Here is a 25,788-nt window from a genome sequence, read left to right as displayed (position 1 = left end):
CGGCGCATCTCCCAATACCCGAGCGCCAGCATGGCCGAAGCGCCGACTGGGGTGACCAGGAAAAGCAGCAGTTCGGCTAGCGTCATCGATCCAACCTCTTCAGGCCTGCCATCGCCAGCAAATGTAGTGCGTAACTCAGGCAGAAGCAAAGGACCGCGAGGCCCACGAGTACGAGCGCGCTCCGGATCGTGACACGCTCATCGGAAACGAGCCGTACGGCGGAGGCCAAGGTGCCTACGGCGAAAGTTGCCGCCGATAAGACATTGAACCAATTCGCCCGGAGCTTGATCCGCTCCTTCTCGCCGTCCGTCATCACCGGTTCCGGTTACCGCTCGCATGAAAAAGGCCGCCCAAAGGCGGCCTTCCAAATTTCCGAGTGACGCGACAGAAACTCAGCGCGAGTAGAACTCGACCACGAGGTTGGGCTCCATCTGCACCGGATAGGGCACGTCCGAAAGGCTCGGGATGCGCTGGTAGGTAGCGACCATCTTCTGGTGATCGACCTCGACGTAGTCCGGCACGTCGCGCTCGGCGAGCTGTACCGACTCCAGCACGGTCACGAGTTGCTTCGACTTCTGCCGCACCTCGATCACGTCGCCGGCCTTGCAGACATACGAACCGATGTTGGTGCGCACGCCGTTGACGCTGACATGGCCGTGGTTGACGAACTGGCGTGCCGCGAAGATCGTCGGCACGAACTTCGCGCGGTAGACGATGGCGTCGAGGCGGCTCTCGAGCAGGCCGATCAGGTTCTCGGAGGTGTCGCCCTTGCGGCGGGAGGCCTCCTCGTAGACCTTGCGGAACTGCTTCTCGGAAACGTCGCCGTAGTAGCCCTTCAGCTTCTGCTTCGCCTTGAGCTGCAGGCCGAAGTCGGAAACCTTGCCCTTGCGGCGCTGGCCGTGCTGGCCGGGGCCGTACTGACGGCGGTTCACCGGGGACTTCGGACGCCCCCAGATGTTTTCGCCCATGCGGCGATCGATCTTGTATTTGGATTCTGCGCGCTTTGTCATCGCATTTCCCTCAAACGACGAAGCCCGGACGGAACCGTTCCGCCGGGCGAGGAAACGCGCCCTCCTCTGCCGGCCTATCGGCCGACTGACAGGACGGTTGACACGAGAGGCAACCATCCACGGGACACGTCGAAACGGCCGGTCCTTTCGGATCGGCCGCAGCGGGGGATTAGCTCGCTGTCGGAAGCGAAGTCAAGCCGTTGCCGCGTTTCAGTATTTGCCGATGACCCAGACGGCATGGATCACGCCCGGCAGCCAGCCGCAGAGGGTCAGCAGCAGATTGATCCAGAAATGCTTGCCGAGGCCGACCTGCGTGAAGACGGCGACCGGCGGCAGGAAGATCGCGATGACGATTCGGATGAGGTCCATGGACGCTCCGGGCCGGTCATGCCGGCGAGTTGATGTCCTTCCGCGAACGCATGCTCGCCAGCCTCGTTCCTCTCTCGACCGCGATTGGGAAACCCGAACAGAGAGACGCCGTGCAGACGAAACTCATTGGCCTGTCCATCGCCGCCCTCGCCTTCGGCATGCCGAGTGCCGCCCGCGCCGATGCCAGCTTCCTGCAACGCTTCGACGGCGGCTGGCAGGGTTCCGGCACGGTGCAGCGCGACGTCGACCCCTCACCGCGCCGGGTGTCCTGCCGCGTCACGGGCAGTCGCCCGACCCCGAACCGGGTTTCGATAACCGGCACCTGCCGTGCGGCGGTGATCGTAACCCGCCGGATCGGCGCGGACATCCGATACGATCCGGCGTCGAAGCGCTTCACGGGAACCTATACCGGCTCGACGAAGGGACCTGCGCAGGTTTCGGGAACCCAGCGTGGTGACGCGCTCGTCCTCACCATGATCTATGCCGTGCCGATCTATGGCGATCGCAACGCGACCATGACGATCCGCAACGCCGGCAACGGCCAGTTCTCGCTGGTGGTGACGGACAAGGTCGACGGCGCCGACAAGCAGACCTCGAACGTCAGCTTCTCGAAAAGCTAAGGTCAGCAGGCGAGCCCGAAGCCCTGCATCAGGCGGCGCTTCAGCGGATCGACCTCGCCGGAAGTAAACACCGCGATGTCGCGCTTCGGCTCCGGCTCGCCGCCGGGAGTCTCCGGCAGGATAGACAGGGCCCGGCGCGCGATCGCCTCGGCTGGGTCGAGCCAGTCCACCGGCCAGGGCGCGACCTTGCGCATGCGGTTGGCCAGAAACGGATAGTGCGTACAGGCGAGCACCACGATGTCGGTCCGCCGCCCGCTGTCCTCGGCGAAGCATGGCTCGATCTCGGCCCGCACCGCCGCCTCGTCCACGAAGCCGTCGCGCATATAGGCTTCCGCAAGGGTCGCCAGCGCGACGCTGCCGACGAGCCGCACGTCGACCTTCGCCGCCCACTGCTGGATAAGGTCGCGGGTGTATTGCCGCTTCACCGTTCCCGGCGTCGCGAGCACCGAGACGAGGCCGGAGCGCGTCCGCTCCGCCGCCGGCTTGATGGCGGGCACCGTCCCAACGAAGGGCATCGCCGGGAAGGCGGCGCGCAGCGCGTCGAGCGAGAGCGTCGAGGCGGTGTTGCAGGCGACGACGCAGATCAGCGGGTCGTGCTCGGCGATGAGCCGCCCGAACAGGTCCACCAAGCGGCCCCGAAGCGCCGTTTCCTCCCAGCCGCCATAGGGAAAGCCGGCATCGTCCGCAACGTAGACAAAGCGCCGATCCGGCATCAGCACGCGCGCCTCGCGCAGCACGGTCAGCCCGCCGACGCCGCTGTCGAGCATCAGGACCGGACGCGCCATCATTCGCCCTTCCCGTCCAGGCGCGCCTCGACATGCCGCAGCACGCCGTGGAGCGCGTGCACCTCCATCCGGCTGAAGTTCGCCTTGGTCAGCGTCGTGCGCAGTTTTTCGGAGAGCGCGACCTTTCGCTCCGGCGGGCGGAAGTAACCGAGCCGGTCGAGCAGCGCCTCGGTGTGGTCGAGCAGGCGGTGGAGGTCGCCCTTCTCGGCCGGCTCCATCTCCGGCGCCGCGAAGCGCGGCGCTTCCGCCTCGCCCTCCCCGCCAGCGGACTGCATCCACTCGTAGCTCATCAGCAGCACCGCCTGCGCGATGTTCAGCGATGCGAAAGCCGGGTTCACCGGGAAGGTAACGATCTCGTCGGCGAGGCCCACCTCCTCGTTCGACAGGCCGAAGCGCTCGCGCCCGAACAGAATGCCCGCCGGCTGACCCGCCGCGATGCGCGCCCGCAACCCGGCGCTCGCTCCTTGCGGTCCCCGCACCGGCTTCACGCTGTCGCGCGGCCGCGCCGTGGTGGCCAGCAGCCAGGTGAGGTCCGCCACCGCCTCCCGCACCGTATCGAAGACCCTCGCCCCGTCGATGACATGGTCGGCGCGGCTCGCGGTCGCCCGTGCCTTCTCGTTCGGCCAGCCGTCGCGCGGGGTGACGAGGCGCAGGTCGGCGAGGCCGAAATTCGCCATCGCCCGCGCCACCATGCCGATGTTCTCGGCCATCTGCGGCTCCACCAGCACGATGGCCGGTCCGCCGCTCGCCATCGTTTCCGCCGTCCGGTCGGTGCCCGCCACGCTTCTCTCCTTCCGCCGTGCTGATAGCCGCCGCGAGCCGCCCGGCCAAGCCTTTGCGCATCCGGGACCCGATGCTATAGCGCCGGCCAATCCCCAAACCGTCGAGGAAATCAGATGGCGAAGATCAAGGTCCAGAACCCGGTCGTGGAACTCGACGGCGACGAGATGACCCGGATCATCTGGCAGCTTATCAAGGACAAGCTGATCCATCCCTATCTCGACGTGCCGCTGGAATACTACGACCTCGGCATGGAAAACCGCGACGCCACCGACGACCAGGTGACGGTGGACGCGGCGAACGCCATCGCCCGCCACGGCGTCGGCGTGAAGTGCGCGACGATCACGCCGGACGAGGCGCGAGTCGAGGAGTTCTCCTTAAAGAAGATGTGGAAGTCGCCGAACGGTACGATCCGCAACATCCTCGGCGGCGTGATCTTCCGCGAGCCGATCGTGATGAAGAACGTGCCGCGCCTGGTCCCTGGCTGGACGCAGCCGATCGTCGTCGGCCGCCACGCCTTCGGCGATCAGTACCGCGCCACCGACTTCCGCTTTCCCGGCAAGGGCACATTGACGATCAAGTTCGTCGGCGAGGACGGCCAGACCATCGAGCACGAGGTCTACAAGTCGCCGGGCGCCGGCGTGGCGCTCGCCATGTATAACCTCGACGAGTCGATCCGCGAGTTCGCCCGAGCTTCCTTCGCCTACGGGCTTTTGCGCAACTACCCGGTCTACCTGTCCACCAAGAACACGATCCTGAAGGCCTATGACGGGCGCTTCAAGGACATCTTCCAGGAGGTGTTCGACGCCGAGTTCAAGGCCGAGTTCGACGGCCGCAAGCTCACCTACGAGCACCGCCTGATCGACGACATGGTGGCTTCGGCGCTGAAGTGGTCGGGCGGTTACGTCTGGGCCTGCAAGAACTACGATGGCGACGTGCAGTCCGACATCGTGGCGCAGGGCTTCGGCTCGCTCGGCCTGATGACCTCCGTCCTGATGACGCCGGACGGCCAGACGGTCGAGGCGGAGGCCGCGCACGGCACGGTGACGCGCCACTACCGCCAGCACCAGAAGGGTCAGCAGACCTCGACCAACTCCATCGCCTCGATCTTCGCCTGGACACGCGGCCTCGCGCACCGCGCCAAGCTCGACAACAACGACGACCTGAAGACCTTCTCGGCGACGCTGGAGCGTGTCTGCATCGAGACCGTCGAAGCCGGCTTCTTGACCAAGGATCTCGCCCTCCTGATCGGGCCGGACCAGAAGTGGCTCTCGACCACCGGTTTCCTCGACAAGGTCGACGAGAACCTGAAGACGGCGATGGCCGCCTGAACCGACCCCGCTACTCGGCCGGCGCGTTCCGCGCGTCGGCCGTGAAGTCGGCGGTGCGCCGCTCCGTGCCGAAGCCGGCCAGCAGCGCCAGGATCACCGCGCCGGGCAGCACGGTCCAGAACAGCGCGGCGGCATAGTCGTTGCCCCAATGCTCGGCGAGGCTCGTCTGGATCGTCGCGTTGCTTGCCGCGAGAAGATTGCCGAGCTGGTAGGCCGTTCCTGGGAAGGTGCCGCGCAGCTCCGGCGGCGAGACCTCGTTGAGATGCGCCGGGATGACGCCCCAGGCCCCCTGCACGCAGAACTGCATCAGGAACGCGCCGATCGCGAAAAGCACCGGGCTGCCGCCGTAGGCCCAGAGCCAGGCGACCGGCATGGCAAGCAGCGCCGCCGTCACCATCGCCCGCCGGCGGCCGACGCGCTGCGACCACGCGCCGAAGGTGAGGCCTCCGAGGATCGCGCCGATGCTGTAGACGACCGCGATCGTCGCGACCGTGTAGCTCGAATATTGGTGCTGCTTTTCGAGGAAGGTCGGATAGACGTCCTGCGTGCCGTGGCTGAAGAAGTTGAAGGCTGTCATCAGCAGCACCGCCCAGACCAGCAGCGGAACGTTGCCGCGCAGTGCCGCACCGAAGGACGGACGCGCCGCCCGCTCGCGCCGCCGCTCGAAGGCCGGCGATTCCTTCACCGTCCGCCGCACGTAGACGACCAGCAGGGCCGGCAGGACGCCGACGAAGAACAAGCCTCGCCAGCCAATCGACGGGAACAGCACGAGGTAGACGAGCGAGGCGAGGAGGTAGCCGGACGGATAGCCGGCCTGCAGAATGCCGGACACCCAGCCGCGCGAGCGCTCCGGCACCGTCTCCATCGTCAGCGATGCGCCGATGCCCCATTCGCCGCCCATCGCGACGCCGTAGAGGGCGCGAAGCACGATCAGCACGGTCAGGTTCGGCGAGAATCCGGAGGCGAATTCCAGGAGCGAATAGAGCAGGATGTTCGCCATCAGCACCGGCCGCCGCCCGTAGCGGTCGGCCGCAAGCCCGAACAAAAAAGCGCCGACCGGCCGCGCCGCGAGCGTCAGGAACACGGCGTAGGAAACGGCGGAGACCTCGACCCGGAACTCCTCCGCGATCGCCTTCAGGACGAAGACCAGCAGGAAGAAGTCGAAGGCGTCGAGCGTCCAGCCGAGATAGCTCGCGATCAGCGTGTGTCGCTGGTCGCGGTCGAACGCCTTGATGTCGGCCAGAATGCCCATGCTTCCCCTCCCCGCCGCTGCGACGCGAGCGTTTCGAACTCCTCGGTTCGATCGGGAGGCAGATAGTCCGCGAGGCCGTTCCCGCTAGCGCGATCCGCGGAGCGCTGGCGAGCTGCCGTTCTTTCGGGGCGGCGGAAACGATTCGGCGGCGTCCGGTGTTCTTCCGTCGTTCGAGTTCAAGGGAAGGCAACGATGCGCGTATTCACCCGTCAACTTCTGGCCGCCGCCGCGATCGGTGCCGGTTTCCTCGCATCGGCGGCGACCGCCCAGGTGCAGTTCGTCGAAGTGCCGGACGGAACGCTGATGGCTCCATGGAACATGAATGTCGAGGCGGTGGAGGATCTGAACGTCCTCGGTGCGAACGGGCAGAAGATCGGTGAGGTGGACGAGGTGATCGGCACCAGCCCCGCGACCCCGACCGCGCTCGTGGTGGATTTCGAGGACGGCGCCGGCTTCGCCGACCGCGACGACGTGGCGATCCCGCTCGATGCCTTCCAGATGTCGACCAACGGCCTCCTCCTGACGGCCAGCGCCGACGACGTCGCCAACATGCCCCGCTGGAACGAGTGACCGAAGCTGTCGTGATCCGGCCGCTCGCCGCAGGCGACCGCGAGGCTTGGCTACCGCTATGGCGCGGTTATCTCGAATTCTACCGTGCCACGATTGCCGACGACGGGACGGCGCTCACTTGGCAACGCCTGCTCGATCCGAGCGAGCCGATGACCGCCTTCGGCGCGTTCGATGATCGAGGCCTGTTCGGGATCGCGCACGCGATCCTGCACCGGTCGACCTGGACGGCCGGCGACTACTGCTACCTGCAGGACCTGTTCGTCGCGCCCGACCGGCGCGGCACTGGAGCTGGCGCGGCGTTGATCGAAGCCGTTTGCGAATTCGCGAAGCGCGAGGGTGCGAGCCGCGTCCACTGGCTGACGCACGAGACGAACGAGACCGCCCGGCGACTCTACGATAAAGTCGCGGAGCGATCCGGTTTCATCCAGTACCGCCGCATGCTTTGACCGATGCCGTCAGGCCGCCTCGGCCTGACGGCCCAGCGCTTCCTCCACGGCGGCGATGGCGGCGCTCGCGTTCGCGGCGTCCGGTCCGCCGGCCTGTGCCATGTCGGGGCGGCCGCCGCCGCCCTTGCCGCCGATGGCGGCACTGGCGCGGCGCACGAGTTCCACAGCGTCGAACCGCGCGGTGAGGTCGGGCGTGACGCCGACGACGACGCTCGCCTTGCCGTCCGCCACGCCGGCGAAGGCGATGATGCCGGAGCCGAGGCTGGCCTTCGTCTCGTCCACCAGACCCTTGAGGTCCTTCGCGGCGACGCCCTCCAGCACCCGCCCGACGAAGCTGACGCCGCCGATCTCGCGCGGCGCCGCGCCGCCGCCGGCACCTGCGCCGTCGCCCGCCAGCGCCACCTTGCGGCGCAGCTCGGCGACTTCGCGCTCCAGCTTGCGGCGTTCCTCGACCAGCGCTTCCACTCGCTCGGCGACATCGGCCGGCTGCACCTTCAGCGCCGCCGCGACGCGCCGGACGCGCGCATCCTGCTCGTTGAAGTAGTCGCGGACGCCCTCGCCCGTCAGCGCCTCGATGCGCCGGACGCCGGCTCCCACCGCGCTTTCGGACACGACATGGACGAGACCGATATCGCCGGTGGCGCGCGCATGCGTGCCGCCGCAGAGTTCGATCGAATAGGCGGCTTTCGCGGTATCCTCGCGCGCATTCCCCATCGAGACGACGCGCACCTCATCACCGTACTTCTCGCCGAAGAGCGCCATGGCGCCGAGCGCGATCGCGTCGTCCACCGCCATCAGCCGCGTTTCCACCGGCGCATTCTCGAGGATCACTTCGTTGGCGAGCGCTTCGACCCGCGCGACCTCCTCCGCCGACAACGGCTTCGGGTGCGAGAAGTCGAAGCGCAGCCGGTCCGGCGATACCATCGAGCCCTTCTGCGCCACATGCGTGCCGAGCACCTCGCGGAGGCCCTCGTGCAGGAGGTGCGTCGCCGAATGGTTCGCGCGGATTTTCGAGCGGCGCGAACGGTCGACGGCAAGCTCCAGCGCTGCGCCGACCTTCAGCGTACCCGCCGCCACCCGGCCGCGATGCACGAAGAGGCCGTTCGCGACCTTCTGCGTGTCGGCCACGTCGAAGCGGACGCCGCCCTCGCCCGTCATCACGCCGGTATCGCCGACCTGGCCGCCGGATTCGCCGTAGAACGGAGTCTGGTTCAGGACGACCGAAACCTCGTCGCCGGACGCGGCGGAGGACTGCTCCTTGCCGTCTTGCACGATCGCGCGCACCTGCCCTTCGGCGGTCTCGGTCGCGTAGCCGAGGAACTCGGTCGCGCCTTCCCGCTCGCGGATCTCGAACCAGACGCGCTCGTCGGCCTTCTCGCCGGAGCCGGCCCAGTTGGCACGGGCTTCCGCCTTCTGCCGCTCCATCGCCGACTGGAAGCCGGCGAGATCGACCGAAATCTCGCGCTGCCGCAGCGCGTCCTGCGTCAGGTCGAGCGGGAAGCCGTAGGTGTCGTAAAGCCGGAACGCCGTCTCGCCGTCCAGCATCGCGCCGGACGACAGGCCGTCGGTCGCCTGCCCGAGGAGCGCGAGGCCACGATCGAGCGTCGCGAGGAAGCGCTTCTCCTCCAGCTTTATCGTCTCGGTGGTCAGCGCCTCGGCGCGGACGAGTTCGGGATAGGCGCGGCCCATCTCAGAGACCAGCGTCGGCAGCAGCCGGTAGATCACCGGTTCCTTCGCGCCGAGCAGCTTCGCGTGGCGCATGGCGCGGCGCATGATGCGGCGGAGCACGTAGCCGCGCCCCTCGTTCGACGGCAGCACGCCATCGGCGATCAGGAAGGCCGAAGCGCGCAGGTGGTCGGCGATGACGCGATGGCTGGCCCGCGCATCGCCCTCGGCCTTCGAGCCGATGACGTCCTCGATCGCCGCGATCAGCGTGCGGAACAGGTCGATCTCGTAGTTCGAATGAACCCCTTGCAGGATCGCCGCCATGCGCTCGAGACCCAAGCCGGTGTCGATCGACGGACGCGGCAGGTCGATACGCTGGCCGGGCGCCTGCTGCTCGAACTGCATGAAGACGAGGTTCCAGAATTCGAGGAAGCGGTCGCCGTCCTCCTCCGCCGAGCCGGGCGGCCCGCCCCAGACCTCTTCGCCCTGATCGTAGAAGATCTCCGAGCACGGCCCGCAGGGGCCGGTATCGCCCATCTGCCAGAAATTGTCGGAGGTCGGGATGCGGATGATCCGCTCGTCCGGGAAGCCGGCGATCTGCTTCCAGAGTTTCGCGGCGACGTCGTCCTCGGCATAGACGGTGACGAGAAGGCGCGACTTGTCGAGCCCGAACTCCTCGGTCACCAGCTTCCAGGCGAGGCCGATCGCCTCTTCCTTGAAGTAGTCGCCGAACGAGAAGTTGCCGAGCATCTCGAAGAAGGTGTGGTGCCGGGCGGTGTAGCCGACATTGTCGAGGTCGTTGTGCTTGCCGCCGGCTCTCACGACCTTCTGCGCCGTGGTGGCGCGGCTGTATGGCCGCTTCTCCAGCCCCGTGAAGACGTTCTTGAACTGCACCATGCCGGCATTCGTGAACATCAGGGTCGGATCGTTGCGCGGCACGAGCGGCGACGACGCGACCGGCTCATGGCCGTTCGCGGCGAAGTAGTCCAGAAACGTCGACCGGATGTCGTTGACGCCGCTCATGCGCAAGCCTTCCGAGATGCCATGGGGAGAAAACCACGGCACCTGTCGGGCGGGCTTCCTACTTCGAGCAGCGGTTCTAACGGCGCGGTCCCGGACTGTCCATCATCACCGCTGTCGGCACGCGGCCGGCGTGGCAGGTCCTATCTAACCTCGATCCGCACCACATCCATCACCGATCGCGCACCGCGCTTGTCGCCTGGCATGATCAGCCGCAGCCCCTCGCGCTCGAACAGCGGCCGGCCGTTCTCCGTCAGCGCAATCATCGCCGCGCGATCGCCGAAGTCCGGCTCCAGTTCGCCGACCGAGAAGGCGACGGAGTAGCCATCCCGCCCCTTCACCAACACGCTGCGGCGCAGCTCCGCGTGATGGCCGTCGGCGGCGAGCAGGCCGACCCGCTCGAGAACGGCGAGCAGCGGGACGCCGCGGTAGCGTCCGCGATGCTCACCCTTCGATGTCTGGAAAGCGATCTCCTGCTCGACGCTCGGCATTGCCGATAGGTCGCTGCGATCGAGAGCGATGTTCTGCACACCCTCGCCCGCAACCTCGATCTTCGGGACGGAGCCGGCGGGCATTTCGGCTGTCGCCGGCAGCGTCAGTCCGACGCAAAGGACGATAGCATGCCCACACGCCTGGAAGCGATCGAGCATCGCAAGCCTCCGTCGTATCGGAATGGATACTACGGCGCTTACTCCGCGCATGAAAGACCGATGCCGCCGGCAAACGCCCGGCGGCACCGAAGGACCGCATGCAGCCGATACGAGCCGATCACTCGGCGTCGTCGTCCTCCGCGCCGCCGACATCGGTCAGAAGCTGCTCGGCGAGAAGGCCGGCATTCTGCCGGATCGCGCTCTCGATCTCCTGCGCCAGGTCGGCGTTGTCGCGCAGGAACGTCTTGGAATTCTCGCGGCCTTGGCCGAGGCGCTGCGAGTTGTAGGAGAACCAGGCGCCGGACTTCTCGACAATGCCGGCCTTGACGCCGAGATCGATGAGCTCGCCCATCTTCGACACGCCCTCGCCGTACATGATGTCGAACTCGACCTGCTTGAACGGCGGCGCGAGCTTGTTCTTCACCACCTTCACGCGGGTCTGGTTGCCCGTCACCTCGTCGCGCTCCTTGATCGCGCCGGTGCGGCGGATGTCGAGGCGCACGGACGCGTAGAACTTCAGCGCGTTGCCGCCCGTCGTCGTTTCGGGCGAGCCGTACATCACGCCGATCTTCATGCGGATCTGGTTGATGAAGATCACCATGCACTTCGAGCGGTTGATCGAACCGGTGAGCTTGCGCAGCGCCTGGCTCATCAGGCGCGCCTGCATGCCCGGCAGCGACTCGCCCATCTCGCCCTCGATTTCCGCCCGCGGCGTCAGCGCCGCGACCGAGTCGACCACGAGCACGTCGATCGCGCCGGAGCGCACCAGCGTGTCGACGATCTCCAGCGCCTGCTCGCCGGTGTCCGGCTGCGAAATCAGAAGGTTGTCGAGATCGACATCAAGCTTGCGGGCATAGACCGGATCGAGCGCGTGCTCGGCGTCAACGAAGGCGCAGATGCCGCCGCGCTTCTGCGCCTCGGCCACCGTATGCAGGGCGAGCGTCGTCTTACCGGACGATTCCGGCCCGTAAACCTCGACGATGCGGCCCTTCGGCAGGCCGCCGATGCCGAGCGCGATGTCGAGACCGAGCGAGCCGGTGGACACCGTGTCGATGTCGAGCTTCTCCTGCGCACCGAGACGCATGATGGAGCCCTTGCCGAACGCCCGCTCGATCTGCGAGAGCGCGGCATCGAGTGCCTTGGTCTTGTCCACGGAAACTTCCTCGACGAGGCGGAGCGTTCGCTGCACCATTGAAGCCACCTTATTCCACCAGTTGGGATTCGGTGCAATCGCACCGCCGATGCCGAAGATGTACTCTTTTTGTTCCTATCCAGCAAGTCATGATCGCCATTTGTTCCCTCTTTTTGCAGCTGATTCGCATGGGTCAACGCTCCGTTGTGAACCGCGCCCATGAGTGATCCCGCCTCATACCGCGACGCCGCCTTCTTTGTGGCCGGCGGCGCGCATATCGACCGGCGCGGACGTTGTCGCGACGCTTTTGAGCCCGGTGCTTCCAACCCCGGCACGATGACCGAGCTGGTCGGCGGAGCGGCGTTGAATGCCGCGCGGGTCCTGCGCGGCTTCGGCTCGCCGGTGAGGCTCGTATCGGCGCGAGGCGGCGACGGGAGCGGTGAGGTCGTAGCAAGGGCCCTCGCCGCGCTGGATATCGACGACATGTCGATGACTTGGCTCGATCGGCGCACGCCGACCTATACGGCGATCCTCGACGTCACCGGCGATCTCGTCGGCGGCCTCGCCGACATGGCGCTCTACGACCTGATGCGGCCTCGCGTCTTCACTCGCCGGCATATCCGCGAAGCGCTCGCCGCAGCGGACGCGCTGCTCCTCGATGCGAACCTCCCCGCCGAGACCATCGAGCATTTGGCGAACGAAGCCGGCAAGCGGCCGATCTTCGCTATCGGCGTTTCGCCGGCGAAGGCGGTGCGGCTGGCACCGGCGCTGCCGAAGCTGGCAGCGCTATTCGTCTCGCGCGCCGAAGCCGCCGCGATCACCGGCGCGTCGCCCGACGGCTCGGCCGGCGCTTTGGCCGAGCGCTTGGCGGAAGCCGGTTGCCGCCGCGCGGTCGTCACCGACGGACCACGCCCGGCCACGATCGTTTTCGATGGCGAGATGCGGCGACAGATGCCGCCGGAGGTCAGGTCGCTCCACGACGTGACCGGCGCGGGCGACACGCTGGCCGGCGCGGCGTCGTTTGCCTTCGCTGCCGGCGAGCCGTTCCTTGAAGCGGTCCGCTTCGGCATGGTAGCCGCCAGCCTCCACGTTTCGGCGGAGCGCCGGAGCGGCGATTTCACTGTCGACGCGATCCGGGAAGCCGCACGGAAACTGCCGCCGCCGACCGAGAACGACCACGAATTCGAGGATGCCAAATGAGCGGCGAACGATTTACGCCATCCAACGCGGTGGCGTCGGCTCTGGCCGATGGCAGGGCCGTCGTCGCGCTGGAGTCCACCATCATCACGCACGGCATGCCGTTTCCGCAGAACGTCGAGACGGCCGTCGCGGTGGAGGAGATCGTTCGCTCGGAGGGCGCGGTGCCGGCGACTATCGCGGTGCTGGACGGCACGCTCCGCGTCGGACTGGAAGCGAACGAACTCGACCGCCTCGCCCAGGCGAAGAACGTGATGAAACTGTCGCGTGCCGACCTCGCCTATGCGGTCGCCGCCGGGCGGACCGGCTCGACCACCGTCGCCGCGACGATGATCGCCGCCTATCTCGCGGGGGTGCGGGTCTTCGCGACGGGCGGCATCGGCGGCGTACATCGGGGCGCGGAAACGAGCTTCGATATCTCGGCCGACCTGGAGGAGCTGGCGCAGACGCCGGTGATCGTCGTCTCGGCCGGCGCGAAGGCGATCCTCGACCTCAGGAAGACAATGGAAGTCTTGGAAACGAAAGGCGTTCCGGTCGTCGGATACGGCACCGACGAGTTCCCCGCCTTCTGGTCGCGCCGTTCCGGCCTGCCTGCGCCGCTCCGTCTCGATTCCGCCGAGGCCATCGCGGCGTTCCAGCGCGCGCGGCAGCGGATGGGCATCGACGGCGGCATGCTGATCGGCAATCCGCTGGACGAGGCGAGCGAGATACCCGCCGAGACGATCGGCGCGTGGATCGGCCAAGCGCTCGCCGACGCCGAGGCCGGCGGCGTCTCCGGCAAGGCGGTGACGCCCTTCCTCCTGCAGCGCATCTTCGAACTCAGCGACGGCCGCTCGCTCGAAGCCAACATCGCGCTGGTGAAGAGCAACGCGCGCCTCGCGGCGCGGATCGCCGTGGCGCTCGCACAAGGCGACATGCGCGAGGCGCTGTCCGCGCGATAGGCCCTATTCGTCGAGCGTCTGCTTCACCACTACTGCCAGCTCGCGCAGCGAGAACGGCTTGGCGAGGAAGCCGAACTTCTCGCCGTCCGGCAGGTTCTTGGCGAAGGCGTCTTCCGCGTAGCCGGACACGAAGATGAACTTCAGGTCCGGCTGCTTCGAGCGCATCTCGCGCAAGAGCGTCGGCCCGTCCATCTCCGGCATCACGACGTCGGACACGACGAGGTCGACCTTGCCGCCGAGTTCCGCCAGCACGTCGAGCGCCTCGACACCGGACGAGGCCTCGTAGACTTCGTAGCCCCGCATCTTCAGGGCGCGGACGTTGCCGGCGCGCACGTGGTCCTCGTCCTCGACGAGGAGAATCGAGGCCGTGCCGGACAGGTCCTCCTTCTCGGAGGGGATGGCCGCGGCGGTTTCCGTCTTCGGCGCGGTCGCCTCGGTCGGGATGTGGCGCGGCAGGAGGATGCGGAACGTCGTTCCGGCGCCCGGCACCGACTCGACGAAGATGAAGCCGTTCGACTGCTTGACGATGCCGTAGACCATCGACAGGCCGAGTCCGGTCCCCTTGCCGATCTCCTTCGTGGTGAAGAACGGCTCGAAGATGCGCTCGGCCACCTCGGGCGGCATGCCCGTACCGTTGTCGGCGACCTCGACCAGTACGAAGTCGCCCTCCTGCAGCTCGGAATAGCCGAACGAGCGCGCTTCCGCTTCGAGGACGTTGCGGGTCGAGACCGTGATCGTGCCGCCTTCCGGCATCGCGTCGCGGGCGTTCTGCACGAGGTTGGTGATCACCTGCTCGAACTGGCCGATATCCGCCATCACCGGCCAGAGATCGCGGGCGTGGTGCCGCTCAAGCTTCACGAGATCGCCGGAGATGCGCTTCAGGAGGAGATGCATGTCGGCGATGACGTCGGTCAAGCTCAGCATCTTCGGACGCATGGTCTGGCGGCGCGAATAGGCGAGAAGCTGGCGCACCAGCGAGGCGGCGCGGTTAGCGCTCTGCTTGATCAAGAGCAGGTCCTGGAACGACGGGTCGCCGGTCCGGTGGTTCAGGAGCAGGAAGTCCACCGAGGCGGTGATGATAGTGAGGACATTGTTGAAGTCGTGCGCGATGCCGCCAGCGAGGTTGCCGATCGCCTGCATGCGCTGCGCCTTGGCGAATTGCTCCTCCAGCGTCCGCTGCTCGGTGATGTCGACGCCGTAGAGGACGACGCTCTCGCGCCCGCCTTCGCTCGAGCCGGAGATGCCGCTGACATAGATGCGGAGCGAACGGGCCGGCTCGCCGACGAGTTGGATGTCGATCGGCGCGGCGACGGAGCGCGAGCGCTTCGCCGCGGCGACGGCCTGCCGGAACGTGTCGCGTCCCTCCTCGCGGATGAACTCCGCCAGGTCGCCGCTCGTCGCGGCCTCATTGCCGAACAGCGCCGCGAAGGCGTCGTTGGCGCGAAGCACCCGGCCGTTCTCGTCGAGCGAGGTGATCGCGATCGGCGAAGCGTTGAACACGCGGGCGAAGCGCTGCTCGGCGGCCTGCACCGCGTTCTCGTCCGCGCCGGACGCGTCGCGCGCCACGACGATCGCCCGCACGGGCGCGCCGGCTTGCTCCCCGCCCGGGCCGCGCTCGATGTGGAAGCGCACGGGCCGGGAACGTCCGTCGGCGGCGGTGAGGTCGATGTCGATCGTGCCGGCCTCGCCGGTGCTCCGATCGGCGAGATAGGCGGCGACTTCGCGTCCGAGCATCGACTCGATCGATCGCTCGCTCGGGCGGAACGAGGCGAGATCCATCCCGAGCCAGGAGGCGAGCGTCGCGTTCAGGTAGATGACACGCCCCTTCTCGTCCGAGGCGAAGAAGCCGGCCGGCGCGTGGTCGAGATGGTCGATCGCGTTCTGGAGGTTCTGGAAGAAGGTCTCCTGCTCGACCCGCTCGGCGGTGATGTCGGCGATCTGCCAGGCATGCGCCGCCTGGCCGAGCACGTCGAGCGGCCGCACCGTCGCGCGGTACCAGCGCGGCTCGCGCATCGAATGGCCGGCGAGGTCCCGTTCCAGCCGGAACTCCTCGGTGGCTGCCTCGCCCTTGCCCGCCTTGTTGGCGAGACGGTAGATCGCCTCCGCCCCTTCCCGCTCGCGCACGAGGATGCGCTCCAGCGTCTTGGCGTCCGCCCCCGTCGCGGCACCGGTCGCCTCGCCATAGGCACGGTTCGCGTAGAGGATGCGGCCCTTGCGGTCGACGATCACCGTTCCCGTCGGCAGCGTGTCGAGGAAATGCCGCACGATCTCCGGCGTCGGATGGTTCTGGCCGAAGGAAACGAAGCCGAGGGCGAAGGCGAAGATCGCCGCGATGCCGACCATCGCCAGGAACGAGAAGATCGCGATGAGCGCCATGCCGCCATAGGCATGGCCGAACATGGCGAGGAGTGCCGCCAGGAACAGCAGCGAGCCGCCGAGCATCAGCAGGCGGCGCACGCCCGCCGCCTCGCCGCTACGGTCGATGAAGGACTTTTCGCCCGTGCTGGTGCCGCCTCCGTCCATCGCGGTGTTCGGTTCCCAAGGTTCGACTGGATCGGCGATCAGCATTCGTAGCCGAGCCTCGCGCCGCGCGAAAGGCTTGTCGAAGGCCGCGCCGCGACCATGGCGTCGCAACCTGTCGCAGCGCTGGAGCGCACGATCGTGGCGAAACGGAGGATCGGCGCGAAAGCCCTTGTCCTGCCGCATCGATTCCGATCTACAGTCGCGCGAAATACGGGAGCGGAAGATGCCCTCTGGCCTATCGCAGTCGCTGGAAACGAATTTCGGTCCGCTCGCGACCTACGCCGTGGTGACGGCGGTCTTCTTCGCGCTGCTGCTGCTGGTCGTCTTCCTCAACCGGCGCATGAAGCGAGGCGGGGCGATCGGGGCCGGCCGCAGCCGCGGGCCGCGGCTCGCGGTGCTGGACGTCGCGGCGGTGGACCAGCGGCGCAAGCTGGTGCTGCTGCGGCGCGACGACGTCGAGCATCTCGTGCTCATCGGCGGCCAGAACGACCTCGTCGTGGAGAGCGGCATCCTGCGCGCGCCCGTCTCCGCCCACAACGGCGCGGAGGAACGGGTGCCGGCAGCAAGGGTCGAGCCCGTCGCCACCCAGCCGCCGCCCGTCGAACGGCCGGTGCCGCACCCGGCGGTGATCGCTCCCGAACCGCGCCGACAGCCTATGCCGGCCGAGGCGGGCAAGCAGGCGCCGAGCCCGCTTCGGCGGACGCTCCCCCGCCGCGAGCCGGAACAGGTGGTCCAGCCGGCGCGAAGCGCGCCTGCGGAAGCTGAAGCGAGGATCGAGCCGCAGCGGGCGCCGGCGCGGAGCGAGCGGCCGGTCGCACCGGTTCAGCCGGGCCCGCTTCTGGAACCCGCGATCGTCGCCGACCCGGCCCCCGCCGTGGCGGCGCAGGCAAAGCCGCCGGCGGTCGAGCCCCCGCGCCCGCAGCCCGTTTCCATCCGCGCCGCGCCGCCGCCGACCCGTTCGGCCGCGCCGCCGAAGCCGAGCGCACTGGCCGAGGAACCGCAGCGGCGGGATGCGAACCCGGAAGTGCCCGCCTTCCTGAAGCGCAGCGAGCCGGTTGCCGTCCCGGCGCCGCAGGCGCACGAGGCATCCATGCCCGCCATCGCGCGCGACCATGCGGAGCGGGTGAACGAAGCACCCGAAGTCGAGTCCATTCCGCCGATCAGCCTCGGGAGGACCGCAGCGGAAATCGACGCGGCGCATCCGGCAATGTTCGAGCCGCCGCTGGTCGGGCCGGCAGAGCCCGTGCGGCTCGTGCCGGAGCGCGCGCCCTCCGCCACGCCCGTCCTGGCTCGCCTCGATCCGACGACAACGGAGGCGGCGCCGGCCGCTGCCGCCGAACTGCGTCCGGCGCCGAGCGGCGCGTCGGAAGAGGCCGAGCGGCGACCGCTGTCCGTCCGCAGCTTCGCGTCCGCCATCCAATCGCGCCGCTCGCTGCCGGAAGCCGGCCGGCCGGAACGCGTGGCACCGGCCGCCCCGCCTGCCCGGCAGCCGCAGCAGCTGGTCCCCGCGACGGACGATCCGTCCCTGGACGACAAGCTGTCGCGCGAGCTCGACAGCGACCTCGGTTCTCTCGACTGGAATCCGCCGCGGCAGGGCGGGCCCGATGCGCCGCGGCCTCAAGCCCCGGCGGTCGCGTCGGACGGAGACAAACCGGAGCGTCGCCTGACGCTCGAAGAGGAGATGGAGCGCCTCCTCGGCGACTTCGACTTCAACGCCACGCGTCGCTGAACACCGCGAGGCGCGCGAACGGAAAAGGCGCCTCGCGGCGCCTTTTCCTTGAAACGGTCCGGGCCGCGATGGCCGACCTATTCGTCGCGGTAGACCTTCTCGCGCCGCTCGTGCCGCTCCTGCGCTTCCAGCGACATGGTGGCGATCGGGCGCGCATCGAGCCGCTTCAGGCTGATCGGCTCACCCGTCTCCTCGCAGTAGCCGTAGGAGCCGTCCTCGATCCGCTCCAGCGCCGCATCGATCTTGGCGATGAGCTTGCGCTGCCGGTCGCGTGCCCGCAGCTCGATCGAGCGATCCGTCTCGGACGACGCGCGGTCGGCGAGATCGGCGAGGTTCGAATTGTCGCTCGCCAGCGCCGCCAAGGTTTCGCGCGACTCGCGCAGGATTTCGGACTTCCATGCCAGCAGCTTCTTGCGGAAATAGTCCCGCTGCCGCTCGTTCATGAAGGCTCCGCTCTCGAAAAGGTCGGTCTCGATATGCAGGGCGTCGCTCATATCGCATCCCCTTGACGGCGGTGGGCGGGCTTATAGCGGGCGTAAGTTCGGTGAACAAGAAGCTTTCGCGCAACAGGTTGCGAGCGTTCCCTGCTGCGAAAGCAAAGCCTTAGCCGGTCTTTCCCTGCACAAGTCTTGTGCTCGACTGCAGCGTGTTTCAGCATATGCGCGCGACGATCGCATGAAGCGCTGGTGCCAGCCTTGAGCACTATTGCGCCACAGGTGCCACAGGGTTACGCCTAGGCATGGCAGCTTCCGTACCGTCCGTCTTCGTCCTCAGGCACGCGCATGCCGCCGCCGGCGACCCCGAAGGCGAGGATTACGAACGCCCGCTCGACGAGCGCGGGCTCCGCGAGGCGCACCGGATGGCCGAGATTTTCGCCGAGCGCGGCTGGAAGCCGGAACGCGTCATATGCTCCGGGGCGGCCCGCACCCGCCAGACGCTCGAACATCTCGGCGCGGCCGTTGCAGATGCGGAGGTGACCTTCGACGACAGCCTCTACTCGGGTAACCGCGACGCCTATCTCGCCGCGCTTCACGCTGCCGGAGAACCATCGTCGCTCCTGCTGGTGGGCCATAACCCGATGGTCGCCGAGTTCGTCTCGACGCTCACCGGCGACGGCGATGCGCTCGCCCTGCACCAGCACGGTCAGGGGGTCCCTACCGCGTCCCTCGCCCGCTTCGAGCTTCGCGCCTCGTTCGCGTCGGCGGGCGAACGGGACGGCTATCTCACGCACTTCGTCGTGCCGAACGGCTGATCCGCGCTCCATCGGCGTTTGTGGACGCGGCCGGCATCCTTATATGCGCGAAAGACCGCTGACCCACCGGAAGCCCTTCGCCCGATGCCATCGATCGCCGACGAGGCGCGCATAGCCTTCGACAATCTGGCCGACCGGGCGACATCGATCTTCCATCCGACCCTCCGGCTCGGGGTCGCCGGCCTGTCGCGCGCCGGCAAGACGGTCTTCATCACCGCCCTCGTCCACAACCTGCTGCACGGCGGCCGTGTGCCGCTGTTCGAGGCGCAGGCGTCGGGGCGCATCGCCCGCAGCTTCCTGGAGGAGCAGCCCGATGTCGCCGTGCCGCGCTTCGGCTACGAGGAGCACGTGCGCACGCTGGTCGAGCGGCGCATCTGGCCGGATTCGACGCGGGCGATCTCGGAACTGCGGCTGACGATCAAATACGAGTCCGCCTCCCTGCTCAGCCGGGTGCTGCCGGCGGGCCGCCTGTCGCTCGACATCGTCGACTATCCCGGCGAATGGCTGCTCGACCTGCCGCTGATCGACAAGGATTTCGCGACCTTCTCGCGAGAGGCGATCGAGCGGACGCGCCTGCCGCAGCGGGCGGAAGCCGCCGCGCCGTTCCTCGCCCGGCTCGACGCGCTGGACCCGGCGGCAGCGGCGGACGAGACGGCGGCGCAGGAGCTTTCGCGCGCCTTCGCCGCCTATCTGCGCGCCTGCCGGGAGGACCGCTCGGCGCTTTCGACGCTGCCGCCGGGCCGCTTCCTGATGCCGGGCGATCTCGAAGGCTCGCCCGCCCTCACCTTCGCACCGCTGCCGGTCAACGCCGGACGGAGCTACCCGAGGAACTCCTTCGCCGGCCTCTTCGCCGCGCGCTACGAAGGCTACAAGAGCGTCGTCGCCAAGCCCTTCTTCCGCGAGCACTTCGCCCGTCTCGACCGGCAAATCCTGCTGATCGACGCACTGCAGGCGATCAACGCCGGCCCCGCTGCGGTTCGCGACCTCGAAACGGCGCTGACGGAAATCTTCCTCTGCTTCCGGCCCGGCCGCGCGAGCTGGCTCGGCGGCTTCCTCACCCGCCGCATCGACCGCATTCTCGTCGCGGCGACCAAGGCCGACCACCTGCACCGCGAAAGCCATGCGCGGCTGGAGACCATCGTCCGGCGTCTCGTCGAGGAAGCGGCCGCGCGCGCGAAGTTCCGCGGCGCGAGCGTCGAGACGCTTGCGCTCGCCTCGGTGCGGGCGACGCGCGAGGCGACCGTGCCGGACGGCGGGAGCCGGCTGCCGGTGATCGTCGGCGTGCCGATGGCGGGCGAGACGATCGGCACGGAGCGCTTCGACGGGACGCGCGAGACGGCGATCTTTCCCGGCGACCTGCCCGCGAATCCGGCGAAGCTCTTCGCGGACCCGGACGACGCATCCCAGAACGGGCATCCACTGAACTTCGTGCGCTTCCGGCCGCCCAAGCTGGAGCGGACGAGCGAGGGCGTGCAGCTCTCGCTGCCGCACATCCGGCTCGACCGTGCCCTGCAGTTCCTCGTGGGAGACCGGCTCGCATGAGCGACGAACCCGCTCGCCGCCCGGCGGCCTACAAGCTGGACGCCGACCTTGAACCCGTCCCGCCGGAGGTCGAGGGCGACGCCGTCCGCATCCCCCGCGCGCTGCCGGACCTTTCCGCCATCGAACTCGACGCGGCGGAAGCGATCGAGGCCGAGGAGGCGATCGTCGCCCCGCACCGAAGGGCCGGCTTTCCTTTCGCGAAGATCCTCGTCGCGGCGCTCGGCGCGCTCGTCTCGATCGCCATCGGCCTTGCGGTCGACAACCTCGTCCGTGATCTCTTCGCCCGTTCCGACTGGCTCGGCTGGACGGCGCTCGCGCTGGCGCTCGTCGCCCTGCTCGGCGCTCTCGGCGTCGTCGCGCGGGAACTCCTCGGCCTGTCGCGACTGAAGGCGGTGGAAGCGGAGCGCAAGGCGGGCCTGCGCGCCTACGAACTCGATTCCGAACGCGAAGCCGCGGCCGTGGTCGAAAAGCTTGTCGCGCTGCTCGCCGACCGACCGGAGACCGCCGGGGGACGGGCGCGGCTCGCGGCGCTGAAGGACGACGTGGTCGACGGCCGCGACATGATCGGCCTCGCCGAACGCGAGCTGCTCGGTCCGGTGGACCGGCAGGCGCGAGCGCTGGTGATGCTGTCCGCCAAACGCGTCTCGGTGGTGACGGCGGCGAGCCCGAAGGCGATCGTCGACGTGTCCTACGTCCTGTTCGAGAATGTCCGGCTGATCCGCCGGATGTCGGAACTCTACGGTGCGCGGCCGGGCGCGATCGGCCTCGTCAAGCTGACGCGCGACGTGGTCGGCCATCTCGCCGTCACCGGCACGATCTCGATCGGCGACAACCTCGTCGGCCAGGTCGTCGGGCACGGCATCGCGGCGCGGCTGTCGGCCCGGCTCGGCGAAGGCGTGGTGAACGGCCTCCTCACCGCCCGCATCGGCATCGCGGCGATGGACCTTTGCCGGCCCCTGCCGTTCCTCCGCGCCCGCCGGCCGCGGATCGGCGATTTCATGGGCGATCTCGTTCGCTTGCAGGGTGATGCGGAAAGGCCGCAAGCCCCCGGCCGGACATGATCAGCGGGCACGGGAAAGTATCGCTTAACCATTCGGCGCGATAAGCAAGGGGTCAGCCGGTCTCGCTGGAGGGGATCCCGAACATGCCGAAAAAGCTCGTCGCGGGAGCCTTCCTCGCTGCCGCCGCCTTCGCAGTTTCCGCGCCGTCCGCCTTCGCCGGCGACGAAGCTTTCTTCCGCCAGGTGGTCGGCCAGTGGACCGGCCCCGGCCAGATCGTCGCCGGCAAGTACAAGGGCACGAAGTTCGTCTGCAACTTCGCCGGCATCGAAGCCGAGAAGGCGCCGGGCATGGCGCTGGACGGCTCGTGCCGCATGGGTCTGTTCTCGCAGAACGTCCGCGCCGAGGTGCAGCGCCGGAACGGCGGCTACGAGGGCTCGTTCCTCGACGGTGCGGAGGGCAAGGGCCTCGACATCGTTTCCGGCAACATCGACGGGAATACGGTGGTCTTCGGCCTGAACCGCAAGCAGCTTCACGGCGCGATGATCGCGAAGCTGGCCGAGCGCGACCAGCTCAACATCACGGTCTCGGTGCGGGTCGGCGCGGAACTCGTACCGGTGATCGGCATGAGCCTCAAGCGCGAGGACGCGCCGGTGAAGCAGACGGCGCTGGAGAACTGATCAACGCCACCACGAGCCGTCCGCCGTCGCCGGCTCGATCCCGGCGCGGTCGAGGCCGCTGAGGAGAGTCGAGACGGTCCGGCCGCCGATCCCGAAACCGGCATCGACATCGGCGAGCGGCACCAGCACAAAGGCGCGCTCGGCCATCCGCGGATGCGGCAGCGTCAGCGCGTCGTCGTGGTAGGCCAGCCCGCCGTGGTCGAGGATGTCGAGGTCGATCGGCCGCGGTCCCCAGCGCTCGCGGCGCTCACGTTTCAGCTCGCGCTCCACCCCGAGGCAGACCTCCAGCAGCGGCCAGGGCGCGAGGCTCGTCTCGATCGCGGCGACGGCGTTGAGGAAATCCGGCTGGTCGGTCTTCCCCCAAGGCGGGGTCCGGTACAGGCGGGACACGGACACGACCTCGGCGTCGTCCCGCGCGTCGAGCCAACGGAGCGCCTGCGCCATCGCCGTGGCCGGATCGCCGATATTGCCGCCGAGACCGATGAGCGCCCGCGTCATCGGGCACCACGCGCCAGAACCGCGTCCGCCACCGTCAGCGCGTCGCGGTTCGCCGCGACGTCGTGCACGCGGAACAGCGCCGCGCCGCGCTCGCGCAGCATGACGCTCGTCGCGGCGGTCGCGATATCGGCATTCGCGCCCTCGCCGAGCACGGAGCGCACGAAACGCTTGCGCGAGGTGCCGACGAGCATCGGGAAGCCGAGACGCCGGCGCAGTTCGGCGAAGCGGGCGACGAGATCGAGATTGAGCTCCGCTTTCTCCTTGCCGAAGCCGAAGCCCGGATCGAGCACGATCGCCTCGTCGGCGACCCCCGCGCCACGCGCGATCGCCAACGACCGATCGAGAAAGGCGACCTGATCCTCCACCGCGTCCGGCAGCGGCTCCCGTCCGCGCCCGGTATGCATGAGGCAGAGCCCTGCCCCCGTTTCCGCCGCGACGCGTGCGATGTCGGGCTCGCGCTGCGCGCCCCACACGTCGTTGACGATATGCGCGCCGGCCGCGACCGCCAGCCGCGCCGTCGAGGCGCGATAGGTGTCGACCGACACGAGGAAGCCTTCCGCCGCGAGGGCGTCGATCACGGGCAGTACGCGCCGCTGTTCTTCCGCCTCGGATACCGGTTCGGCGCCCGGCCGCGTCGACTCGCCGCCGACGTCGACGATCGCCGCGCCCTCGTCGCGCATGCGCCGCGCCTGCGCGACGGCGTCGTCCAACGCCATGAAGCGGCCGCCGTCCGAGAAGCTGTCGGGCGTCACGTTCAGGATGCCGATCAGCACGCTTTTCGGCCCGAGCTCGACCGTGCGGCCGTGGCCGACCCGCCAATGCGCCGTCGCCGGCAGTGTCATTTCGGCACCGTCCGATTCCTTTCACCACGCCGATAGATGCCGGAGCATTGATTGCGCAAGCGGCTTGTGCGCCCTCGGCTTTTCTCTAACCTTTCGGCTTGGGCCAGGTCGCGGAGCGCCGGATGAAACGTATGTTGCCGGCTGCGCTCGTCGCGGCTTCGCTCGGGGCAGCCGGCGCGGCCGGTGCCGCGACCATTAGCGAACGGACGACCTACTTCGCCGTGCGGGGCTCGACGCTGGAGCAGCTCGACCGCGAGCTCAATCGCAAGGGGCCGTCGGCGGGTACGGCCGGCGACCGCCATCCGGGCGCGACGCAGGTCAGCTTCGGCGGCCGGATCACCTATGCGCCGTCGGGCCGCGCCTGCCGCGTCGGCCGGACCGACTTCACCCTGAAGCTCGTGAAGATCCTGCCCCGCTGGACGCCGACGCGCTCGGCCTCCGCCGCGACGGCGATCATCTGGCGCACCCTCGCCGAGGACATCTACCGGCACGAGGAAGACCACGCGAAGATCGCCCGCGGCTACGTGCGCAAGATGGAAAGCGCCGTGCGCAATCTCGGGCCGCGGCCTGATTGCCGCAGCATGGAAGCGGCGGTGAACGCCACCACCGCGCGTTACCTGAAGGAGCACGAGCGGGCGCAGCTCGATTTCGACAAGGTCGAGGGTCGCGAGGTCAACCGGCGGCTGAAACGGCTGCTGCAGCGGAACATCGAGAAGGCCTTGGCAAGCGAGCGCGCGACGCAATAGGGCGGGGCGCGTCAGGCCTGCCGCTCGGGAACGTGCAGCACGAGGCCGTCCAGCTCGTCCCGCATCTTGATCTGGCACGACAGGCGCGAGTTCGGCTTCATCTCCCAGGCGAAGTCGAGCATGTCCTCTTCCATCGCTTCCGGCTCGCCGACGAGCGCGGTCCATTCGGGATCGACATAGACGTGGCAGGTCGCGCAGGCGCAGGCGCCGCCGCACTCCGCGTCGATCCCGGGCACCGAATTGCGGATGGCGTTCTCCATCGCGGTCGTGCCGTTCGCGACGTCGAACTCGTAGCGCTCGCCGCCGGATGAAACGAAGGTCAGTTTTGTCATTGTCGAATGTACGCCGCCGTTCGAGCGGCCGCGGGCCGCCGGGTTTGGAACGCTTCTAAGGGCATGTTCCCGCCCGGAGTCAACGCGCGCCCGCGAGCACGACGGGCTTCCGTCAGCCGAGGAGCGTGCGGATGAAGGCGCCGGTGCGCTGCATCTCGGCGAGGAGCGAGGCCGTCGCGAGGCTGTCGCCCGGATGGTTCTCGGAGACCTCGGCGCGGTCGGCCAGCGCGAACGCGCCGATGTTGCGGGCGGCGCCCTTGATGGCATGGGCAAGTGAACGCCGCTCGCCATCGTTCGCCGTGCCGAGCCGGGCCGAGCACTGCTCGACCTGGATCGCCATCAGGCCGAGGATCTCGCGTTCGAGCGCCCGGTCGCCGAGCGTCTGGCCGGCGAGGTGCACGAGGTCGATCGGTCGCGCCCGCGACGGACGGGCCGCCTCCGCTGTTTCCCCGGATTGTCGGTCGAGAACGCGTCGTCGCTGGTTCATGCCTGTTCTCGCTCCCGGCTGCGGCGCGGTCGTCGTCTCGGCGAAAGAGACGTGAACCGGCGTTAACCTCGTGCGCAGGTTGATCCCGCGTCGCGCCGATCGTGCGGCGGAATCGTGTAGAAGGGGTGAACGTCGGACCCGCGACGTCCGGAGTCCAGACGCTATTTTTCGCATCCCCGGCCGGTTTGTTAACCGTATGTTTAAAGTTGTAGGGATTGCGGGGTTTTACGATTTCTTTCGAATCGCACCATAACTACGGTGAAGATCGCGGAACTGCCGGCTTCGCTCCGCTTTGGAGAACCGAGGCCGGCAACGAAGCCGACCGGCGCGTCATTTCCGCGGCGGTCGGATCACGGGGCCGATGCGGACGGCTTCGGGGTAACGGGTAGCG

General features: G+C 68.4%; 26 protein-coding genes. 12 read left to right on the top strand and 14 right to left on the bottom strand.

Going from position 1 to position 25,788, the window contains the following annotated elements:
• Positions 1-392: 392 nt before the first annotated feature.
• Together rpsD and F6X38_RS07730 are read right to left on the bottom strand one after the other, a co-directional pair.
• Entirely contained in the window at positions 393-1,010 is a 618-nt protein-coding gene (gene rpsD / locus F6X38_RS07735; protein ID WP_150969020.1) for a 30S ribosomal protein S4, read from the bottom strand.
• A gap of 210 nt (positions 1,011-1,220) precedes the next feature.
• The gene (locus tag F6X38_RS07730; protein ID WP_150969019.1) at positions 1,221-1,379 is read right to left on the bottom strand and encodes a YqaE/Pmp3 family membrane protein; all 159 of its coding nucleotides are present in this window, start codon (positions 1,377-1,379) and stop codon (positions 1,221-1,223) included.
• 110 nt (positions 1,380-1,489) lie between these two features.
• Here F6X38_RS07730 and F6X38_RS07725 point away from each other — a divergent pair, with 110 nt between their 5' ends.
• Positions 1,490-1,999, top strand: a complete 510-nt coding sequence (locus F6X38_RS07725) for a hypothetical protein (RefSeq protein WP_150969018.1) — start codon at positions 1,490-1,492, stop codon at positions 1,997-1,999.
• A gap of 2 nt (positions 2,000-2,001) precedes the next feature.
• Here F6X38_RS07725 and murI read toward each other — a convergent pair whose 3' ends face one another.
• Positions 2,002-2,787 carry a glutamate racemase gene (murI, locus tag F6X38_RS07720; RefSeq protein WP_150969017.1) on the bottom strand — a complete coding sequence of 262 codons (786 nt, stop codon included), beginning with the start codon at positions 2,785-2,787 and terminating at the stop codon, positions 2,002-2,004.
• Positions 2,784-3,566 carry an RNA methyltransferase gene (locus tag F6X38_RS07715; RefSeq protein ID WP_150969016.1) on the bottom strand — a complete coding sequence of 261 codons (783 nt, stop codon included), beginning with the start codon at positions 3,564-3,566 and terminating at the stop codon, positions 2,784-2,786. The genes murI and F6X38_RS07715 overlap by 4 nt, the downstream gene beginning before the upstream one ends.
• Before the next feature lie 114 nt (positions 3,567-3,680).
• Here F6X38_RS07715 and F6X38_RS07710 point away from each other — a divergent pair, with 114 nt between their 5' ends.
• Positions 3,681-4,895, top strand: coding sequence for an NADP-dependent isocitrate dehydrogenase (locus F6X38_RS07710; protein ID WP_150969015.1), 1,215 nt, complete (start codon positions 3,681-3,683; stop codon positions 4,893-4,895).
• A gap of 10 nt (positions 4,896-4,905) precedes the next feature.
• On the opposite strand, the gene F6X38_RS07705 is transcribed toward F6X38_RS07710, so the two are convergent.
• A complete protein-coding gene (locus F6X38_RS07705; RefSeq protein ID WP_150969014.1) occupies positions 4,906-6,147 on the bottom strand; it encodes an MFS transporter in 1,242 nt (413 codons plus the stop codon).
• A gap of 192 nt (positions 6,148-6,339) precedes the next feature.
• Between F6X38_RS07705 and F6X38_RS07700 the strand changes: the two genes are divergently transcribed.
• Together F6X38_RS07700 and F6X38_RS07695 are read left to right on the top strand one after the other, a co-directional pair.
• Positions 6,340-6,717, top strand: a complete 378-nt coding sequence (locus F6X38_RS07700) for a PRC-barrel domain-containing protein (RefSeq protein ID WP_150969013.1) — start codon at positions 6,340-6,342, stop codon at positions 6,715-6,717.
• Positions 6,714-7,163 (top strand): GNAT family N-acetyltransferase, encoded by a 450-nt coding sequence (locus F6X38_RS07695; protein ID WP_202617948.1) that lies wholly within the window; start codon positions 6,714-6,716, stop codon positions 7,161-7,163. Before F6X38_RS07700 ends, F6X38_RS07695 begins: the two co-directional genes overlap by 4 nt.
• Positions 7,164-7,172: 9 nt before the next feature.
• Here the strand turns inward: F6X38_RS07695 and alaS are convergent, their stop codons facing one another.
• The 3 genes from alaS to recA form a co-directional block, all read right to left on the bottom strand.
• On the bottom strand, positions 7,173-9,851 hold the full coding sequence (gene alaS / locus F6X38_RS07690) for an alanine--tRNA ligase (protein WP_150969011.1): 2,679 nt from the start codon (positions 9,849-9,851) through the stop codon (positions 7,173-7,175).
• Between the two features lie 140 nt (positions 9,852-9,991).
• A complete protein-coding gene (locus F6X38_RS07685) occupies positions 9,992-10,498 on the bottom strand; it encodes a molybdopterin-dependent oxidoreductase (protein WP_161992654.1) in 507 nt (168 codons plus the stop codon).
• Between the two features lie 118 nt (positions 10,499-10,616).
• Complete coding sequence (recA, locus tag F6X38_RS07680) at positions 10,617-11,690, bottom strand: recombinase RecA (RefSeq protein ID WP_150969009.1); 1,074 nt, start codon at positions 11,688-11,690, stop codon at positions 10,617-10,619.
• 159 nt (positions 11,691-11,849) lie between these two features.
• Between recA and F6X38_RS07675 the strand changes: the two genes are divergently transcribed.
• A complete protein-coding gene (locus F6X38_RS07675) occupies positions 11,850-12,830 on the top strand; it encodes a PfkB family carbohydrate kinase (RefSeq protein WP_150969008.1) in 981 nt (326 codons plus the stop codon).
• Positions 12,827-13,768 carry a pseudouridine-5'-phosphate glycosidase gene (locus F6X38_RS07670; protein ID WP_150969007.1) on the top strand — a complete coding sequence of 314 codons (942 nt, stop codon included), beginning with the start codon at positions 12,827-12,829 and terminating at the stop codon, positions 13,766-13,768. The genes F6X38_RS07675 and F6X38_RS07670 overlap by 4 nt, the downstream gene beginning before the upstream one ends.
• A gap of 3 nt (positions 13,769-13,771) precedes the next feature.
• Here the strand turns inward: F6X38_RS07670 and cckA are convergent, their stop codons facing one another.
• Positions 13,772-16,291, bottom strand: a complete 2,520-nt coding sequence (gene cckA, locus F6X38_RS07665; protein ID WP_150969166.1) for a cell cycle histidine kinase CckA — start codon at positions 16,289-16,291, stop codon at positions 13,772-13,774.
• A 223-nt stretch (positions 16,292-16,514) separates the two neighbouring features.
• Between cckA and F6X38_RS23675 the strand changes: the two genes are divergently transcribed.
• Positions 16,515-18,020, top strand: a complete 1,506-nt coding sequence (locus tag F6X38_RS23675) for a flagellar biosynthetic protein FliO (protein ID WP_202617947.1) — start codon at positions 16,515-16,517, stop codon at positions 18,018-18,020.
• A 77-nt stretch (positions 18,021-18,097) separates the two neighbouring features.
• Here F6X38_RS23675 and dksA read toward each other — a convergent pair whose 3' ends face one another.
• Positions 18,098-18,514: an RNA polymerase-binding protein DksA gene (dksA, locus tag F6X38_RS07655; protein WP_150969006.1), complete on the bottom strand. Its 417-nt coding sequence runs from the start codon at positions 18,512-18,514 to the stop codon at positions 18,098-18,100.
• Between the two features lie 245 nt (positions 18,515-18,759).
• On the opposite strand from dksA, the gene F6X38_RS07650 reads away from it, so the two are divergent.
• The 4 genes from F6X38_RS07650 to F6X38_RS07635 all read left to right on the top strand — a co-directional run bounded on the left by F6X38_RS07650 (position 18,760) and on the right by F6X38_RS07635 (position 22,492).
• The gene (locus tag F6X38_RS07650) at positions 18,760-19,272 is read left to right on the top strand and encodes a SixA phosphatase family protein (RefSeq protein WP_150969005.1); all 513 of its coding nucleotides are present in this window, start codon (positions 18,760-18,762) and stop codon (positions 19,270-19,272) included.
• Positions 19,273-19,356: 84 nt separating this feature from the next.
• Entirely contained in the window at positions 19,357-20,814 is a 1,458-nt protein-coding gene (locus F6X38_RS07645) for a YcjX family GTP-binding protein (protein ID WP_150969004.1), read from the top strand.
• Positions 20,811-21,875: a YcjF family protein gene (locus F6X38_RS07640; RefSeq protein WP_150969003.1), complete on the top strand. Its 1,065-nt coding sequence runs from the start codon at positions 20,811-20,813 to the stop codon at positions 21,873-21,875. Before F6X38_RS07645 ends, F6X38_RS07640 begins: the two co-directional genes overlap by 4 nt.
• 83 nt (positions 21,876-21,958) lie before the next feature.
• A complete protein-coding gene (locus F6X38_RS07635; protein WP_150969002.1) occupies positions 21,959-22,492 on the top strand; it encodes a hypothetical protein in 534 nt (177 codons plus the stop codon).
• Here F6X38_RS07635 and folK read toward each other — a convergent pair whose 3' ends face one another.
• Positions 22,493-22,990, bottom strand: coding sequence for a 2-amino-4-hydroxy-6-hydroxymethyldihydropteridine diphosphokinase (gene folK, locus F6X38_RS07630; RefSeq protein WP_150969001.1), 498 nt, complete (start codon positions 22,988-22,990; stop codon positions 22,493-22,495). It abuts the gene before it with no gap.
• Positions 22,987-23,832, bottom strand: coding sequence for a dihydropteroate synthase (gene folP, locus F6X38_RS07625; protein WP_150969000.1), 846 nt, complete (start codon positions 23,830-23,832; stop codon positions 22,987-22,989). The genes folK and folP overlap by 4 nt, the downstream gene beginning before the upstream one ends.
• 122 nt (positions 23,833-23,954) lie before the next feature.
• On the opposite strand from folP, the gene F6X38_RS07620 reads away from it, so the two are divergent.
• Positions 23,955-24,578: a DUF922 domain-containing Zn-dependent protease gene (locus tag F6X38_RS07620; RefSeq protein ID WP_150968999.1), complete on the top strand. Its 624-nt coding sequence runs from the start codon at positions 23,955-23,957 to the stop codon at positions 24,576-24,578.
• A gap of 11 nt (positions 24,579-24,589) precedes the next feature.
• Here the strand turns inward: F6X38_RS07620 and F6X38_RS07615 are convergent, their stop codons facing one another.
• Positions 24,590-24,910: a 2Fe-2S iron-sulfur cluster-binding protein gene (locus tag F6X38_RS07615; protein WP_150968998.1), complete on the bottom strand. Its 321-nt coding sequence runs from the start codon at positions 24,908-24,910 to the stop codon at positions 24,590-24,592.
• A gap of 112 nt (positions 24,911-25,022) precedes the next feature.
• A complete protein-coding gene (locus F6X38_RS07610) occupies positions 25,023-25,397 on the bottom strand; it encodes an Hpt domain-containing protein (RefSeq protein ID WP_150968997.1) in 375 nt (124 codons plus the stop codon).
• Positions 25,398-25,788: the final 391 nt, after the last annotated feature.

The sequence above is a fragment of the Plantimonas leprariae genome (assembly GCF_008802405.1).
Lineage (GTDB): Bacteria > Pseudomonadota > Alphaproteobacteria > Rhizobiales > Rhizobiaceae > Plantimonas > Plantimonas leprariae.
This window is presented reverse-complemented; position numbering and strand designations above follow the sequence as displayed.